This is a genomic window from Pseudomonas psychrophila, from assembly GCF_001043005.1.
GTDB lineage: Bacteria > Pseudomonadota > Gammaproteobacteria > Pseudomonadales > Pseudomonadaceae > Aquipseudomonas > Aquipseudomonas psychrophila.
In genome coordinates this window covers 1-543 of record NZ_JYKZ01000100.1, presented here as the reverse complement: position 1 = coordinate 543, position 543 = coordinate 1, and the positions used below count along the sequence as shown (strand labels likewise).

General features: G+C 58.2%; 1 protein-coding gene. It reads right to left on the bottom strand.

Annotated features, from left to right (window positions below; all coding sequences use genetic code 11):
- Window positions 1-543 (bottom strand): Mur ligase family protein (locus TU76_RS24275; protein ID WP_048352700.1); only part of this gene is annotated, 543 nt, incomplete at both ends.

Genomic DNA, 543 nt, shown 5'->3' with positions numbered 1-543 from the left:
CTCGCGATCCGGACGCAGAACAGTGAAGAAGGTTTGCATGCCTTCCTGGCGAACATTGATCGCCCGTACGTCTGCGTCCTGGCTGAAGCCGTAAGTCACGGTCGGCCGCTTGACCTGCGGCAGGATTTCACGCACAACCGGGTCGTCCAGGCACAGTACGGCCAATCCATAAAACGGCAGGTTGTGCAGAAACTCGATAAAGGTCTTCTTCAGTTTGTTGAAGTCACCTTCGTAGGTCGCCATGTGATCGGCGTCGATATTGGTAACGACGGCAACCATCGGCTGCAAGTGCAGGAAGCTCGCATCGCTTTCGTCAGCTTCGGCGATCAGATAACGGCTGGTACCCAGTTGTGCATGGGTACCTGCTGCATTCAGGCGGCCACCGATCACAAAGGTCGGATCCAGGCCACCGGCAGCGAACACTGAAGCAAGCAGGCTGGTGGTCGTGGTTTTGCCATGCGTACCGGCCACGGCAATGCCGTGGCGATAGCGCATTAGCTCAGCCACGATCTCGGCCAGCGACACGACGGCAATACGGCGTGC